The following is a 4,443-nucleotide window of genomic DNA, read 5'->3' as shown; positions in this document are numbered from 1 at the left end:
TTCTCCGTGGGTCGCTGTCTTGTGGCATGACGTTGTTCGAATCGGGCTATTGAGTCCGTTGTACGGCGGTTCTCCTCGCGTGTAGTGCTCGTGGCTGGTAGTTGTTCAAGCTTGTCCACGAGAGAGCGAGGGAATCGAGTGCGGGCGTTCATGGTGAGGTTGCCGTCTGGCGGGCGGTACTGGACGGTGCTGGATGAGGAGCTGCAGGTCGTCGGCGTGGCCGACGCCTTCTTGCGGCACCAGCGGTTCGGGCGCGATGGGGCGGAGTCCACGACGAAGGCGTACGCGCATGCGATCGCGTTGTTTCTGCGTTGGTGCGCCCGGACGGGTCGGGGCTGGCAGGCCGGTGTGGAGCGGTTCGGCCTGTTCATGACGTGGCTGGCTCATGCCGGGCCGGAGGCCTCGAGCGCCGATGCGGCTGGTAACCGGGCCGGCTCGGTGGTGCTGGCCGGTCCGGGTGCGGCACCGGCCCGGTCGGCGTCGCGGATCAACGGCGTGTTGACCGCGGTCCGCGGGATGGTGGTGCACGCGGTCGCTGAGGGTCAGGCCCCGGCGGGCTTGGTATCGGTGTTGTACGAGGTCGCCGATGACCGGGATCTGCCCGAGCCGGCGCGGGCTGGCGAGGGCGGGTCGATGGCGTGGCGGATGCGGGTGAGGCATCGGCTGCGGGAGCCGGAAACGATGGTTGATCGGGCCAGCGACGAGGAGATCGTCGCGTTGTTGCGGGCGTGCTGCTCGGCGCGGGACCGTCTGGTCGTGCTGCTGTTGGCGCGCGCTGGGCTGCGTCGCGGGGAGCTGTGTGGGCTGCGCCGCTCGGATGTGCATCTGCTGGTGGACTCGCGGATGCTGGGGTGCGAGGCCGCTCGGGCTCACCTGCACGTGGTGCGCCGGGACAACCCGAACGGGGCGTGGGCCAAGTCGCGCCGGCAGCGTGTCGTCCCGCTGGATTTCCTTGTCGTGCAAGCGTTTGACACGTATGAGCTGGAGCGGATGAGAGTGCGGGAGGCCGCGAACAGCGACTTCGTGCTCGTCAATCTGTTCCGCGGCCGGATCGGGGCGCCGATGCGTCCGGACGGGGTCGGGGCGATGCTCGCGACGGCCTCGCGGCGGGCCGGGTTGGACACGCCGGTCCGCCCGCACCAGCTGCGGCATGCCTTCGGAAGCAGCCTGGCTGATGCCGGGACTGGCATCGATGTGGTCGCCGAGCTGCTCGGTCACGCCGCGGTGTCCTCATCTGCGGTGTACGTACATCCCGACTCGGCCCGGCTACGGGCCGCGGTGGATGCGGTGCCGGTTCCCCGCGCGCACGCGGCGGTGAGCCGGTGACCGGCGCGACGTCGGCGGCGATGCGGGTTGCTGCGCCGACCTCACCGACCTCGCCTGCCGGACGGGCGGTCTCGCATGTGTTCGGCGAGGACCGCCTCGTCGATGGGCAGGTGGCGCGGCTTGCCGAGCTCATCGATCCGGGGTTCGTGGCCGAGTGCGGGTGGGATGTGCCCGGTCAGGTCTTGGCCCCACCGTCTGATCATCCGTTGCTGGGCTGGCAGGAGCCGGTAAGGAAGGCGCTCGGGGCGGCGGCATGCGCGGTGCCGGGCTGTCAGCGCGGCGCCGGGTCACACGGCCTGTGCCGGTCACACCGCAGCGGTCAGCGACTGCGGGGATTGTCGGTGCGCGAGTACGCCACCGCGCCGACTCGGCGTGCGCTGGCACCGTTCGGCCCCTGCCAGGTGAGCGCATGCCCACGAGACCGGGCCGGCGGGCAGGTCAGCTACTGCGAATCGCACCAGGCTCAATGGATTCGGCAGCGCCGGGACGACCCGAGACTGGATGAGCCGGTGTGGCGCGCGACCAGCTCGCCGGTCGTGGTCACCGGCCAGGTCAGCCTGGCCGGGATGCCACCGCTGATCACCACCCAGGTGCTCTACGGGCTCCAGGTGCGCACCCGCTCCGGGGTGCGCGTCCGGATCGAGGTGTTGCGCATAGTGGTCGAGGAGCTGCGCCGTGCCCGGGCCGACTCGGTGGACGTGCTTGCCGAACACCCGCCCGCCAGGATGAACAAGGAGAAACGGACAGTCCTGGGCGCGCTGGCCCGACACACCCGGCTCGCCCTGGCAGCCCCGGAGGCGGAGCAGGTCAAGGACATGTGGGAGCTGGCGGTCTTCGGGCTGCGTGGACGGCTGACATTCACCGGGATCTCCCAGCCCTGGCTGCGTGAGGCGGTCAAGCTCTGGGCCAGCGACGAGATGCCGCGGCACCGAGGCGACGGGGCCGGACGCGTGATGCGCTCCCTGGTCGGCAGCGTGGCACGCCTGTCGCAAAGCCTGCGGGCTCACCGAGCCGACCTGGGCGATCACCCAGCCGCGCTGCGGCGCAAGGACATTGAATCATTCCTGCACCGCCTGACCTACCTGGTTGAGGCCGGCGAGTGTAGCCCGGAAGTACGCGTCAGAACCTGCCGGAACGTCAAGCGGATGCTCGCCCGGATCCGCGCGTTGGGCCTGACCCGCCCCGGCGGCCCGGCCGCCGGGCTCGGCGAGGACTTCATCCTCGCCTCCGGCGACATCCCCGCCGAACCCGAACGCGGGGAACCCGGTCGCGATCTGCCCGCACAGATCATGGGGCAGCTCGTCGAGAAGCTGACACGCCTCGAGCACGGCCCGTCCGGCCACGAGGTCCGGCTCGCCGTCGAGCTGCTCATGGACACCGGACGGCGACCCGATGAGATCCTGCGGCTGCGCTGGGACTGCCTCAGCCGCGACCCGGACGGCGCGGCCGTGCTGGTCTATGACAACCACAAGCGTTACCGCCACGACCGCCGGCTGCCGATCAGCCAAGCCACCGCCGACCTGATCACCGCGCAGCAAGCCGTTGTCCGGCAACGCTTCCCGGACACCTTGCTCGCGGACTTGGTCCTGCTACCCACCCCACAGGCCAACCCCGACGGTCGCAGACCCCTCAGCGGCGGCATGCTCGACATGCGCCACCGCACCTGGATCGACCAGCTGCCCACCATCCGCCTGGACGACGGGACCGAGTTCGACACGGCCAAGATCGTCCCGTACGCGTACCGGCATACCTATGCCCAACGGCACGCCGACGCCGGTATCGCCATCGACGTGCTCTCCGAGCTGCTCGATCACCGATCCCTCGAAGTCACTCGACGCTACTACCGGGTCGGGGAAGGACGGCGCCGCGCCGCTGTCGACACGGTGACCGCGTTCAGCTTCGACCGGCACGGCAACCGGATCTGGCGTGACGCGAAGACACTGCTGGACTCCGAGCACGCCCGCTACGCGGTCGGCGAGGTCGCCGTCCCCTACGGCCGGTGCGCCGAACCGTCCAACGTGCAAGCCGGCGGCGGCGCCTGCCCGGTACGGTTCCGCTGCGCCGGATGTGACCACTTCCGCACAGATATCGCGTACCTGCCCGACCTGAGCGCCTACCTCGATGATCTACTGCGCACCCGGGAACGGCTCGCCGCCGTTGACGGAATCGATGAGTGGGCCCGTACCGACGCCACCCCCAACCAGGAAGAGATCACTCGAATCCGGAGGCTGATCAACCGAATCAAGGGCGACGTCAACGGGCTCGACGAGGCCGAGCGGGCCCAGATCGACGAGGCCGTCACGGTGGTACGCCGGCACCGCGCCGCCAGCCCCGTCGCCCTCGGCATCCCCATCGTCCGAGCCACTACACCCCCGCCCCTGACCACGAGCCCCTCGGAGGCCACCGCATGACCACCACGACCAACCACGCGACCGCCGCCGCGCCGAGCACGCAGGCTCGAGCCATGCTCGACGGGCGCCGCGCCGAGTCCATGCGCCGCCGCCAGCGCGTGCTCACCGCGCTCGAGCGGGCCATCACCCAGGGCGCCGAGATCGGCGTGTCCGCCATCGCTCGCGCCGCCGGGGTCGACCGCAGCTTCCTCTACCGACACCGTGACCTGCTCGAGAAGATCCACGCAGCCGAGGCCGAGCCACCCCGCAGCGAGAGCACCAGCCCGACAGTCACCCGAGCCTCGCTACATGCCGACCTGCTCGCCGCCCACGAACGCGTTGCCCGGATCCACGCCCGTAACCAGCACCTCGAGAAGCGGCTTTCAGAAGCCCTCGGCGAGCAGGTTTGGCAGGAGTCCGGACTCGGCGCCCCGACCGATATCGACGCCCTCCAACAACAGATCACCCACTTGGAACAACAAGCAGGCGAGCTGCGCCTCCAGCTCGAAGAACGCGAGGAGGACCTCACCGCCGCGCGGGCCACCAACCGCGAACTCATGGCACGGATCAACACCCCCCGGACCAACAAGTGAACATCCCACCAGACACGCCGTGCCCACTTGCGCGACACCTGTTGCGAACGTTAAAGTAGACGAATCAGCCTACGAATAAACACGATACGCTGTCCGAGATGGTCAGATGGCAGGCTGACCCCTGGAGAATGTTC

The 4,443-nt window shown here is 69.6% G+C and carries 4 protein-coding genes; 3 read left to right on the top strand and 1 reads right to left on the bottom strand.

Translation table 11 applies throughout. From position 1 onward, the window contains the following. Positions 1-150: 150 nt before the first annotated feature. On the top strand, positions 151-1,326 hold the full coding sequence (locus L0H79_RS21060; RefSeq protein WP_301486631.1) for a tyrosine-type recombinase/integrase: 1,176 nt from the start codon (positions 151-153) through the stop codon (positions 1,324-1,326). Positions 1,327-1,367: 41 nt separating this feature from the next. On the opposite strand, the gene L0H79_RS21055 is transcribed toward L0H79_RS21060, so the two are convergent. Beyond that, positions 1,368-1,529 (bottom strand): hypothetical protein, encoded by a 162-nt coding sequence (locus tag L0H79_RS21055; RefSeq protein WP_301486630.1) that lies wholly within the window; start codon positions 1,527-1,529, stop codon positions 1,368-1,370. Positions 1,530-1,835: 306 nt separating this feature from the next. Between L0H79_RS21055 and L0H79_RS21050 the strand changes: the two genes are divergently transcribed. Beyond that, entirely contained in the window at positions 1,836-3,737 is a 1,902-nt protein-coding gene (locus tag L0H79_RS21050; protein ID WP_301486628.1) for a site-specific integrase, read from the top strand. Next, positions 3,734-4,309, top strand: coding sequence for a DUF6262 family protein (locus L0H79_RS21045; RefSeq protein WP_301486626.1), 576 nt, complete (start codon positions 3,734-3,736; stop codon positions 4,307-4,309). Before L0H79_RS21050 ends, L0H79_RS21045 begins: the two co-directional genes overlap by 4 nt. The last annotated feature ends 134 nt before the right edge of the window (positions 4,310-4,443 follow it).

The organism is Intrasporangium sp., from assembly GCF_030452765.1.
Classification (GTDB): Bacteria; Actinomycetota; Actinomycetes; order Actinomycetales; family Dermatophilaceae; genus Intrasporangium_A.
Note: the sequence above shows the minus strand (reverse complement) of the source record. Positions and strands in the feature narration are given on the sequence as shown.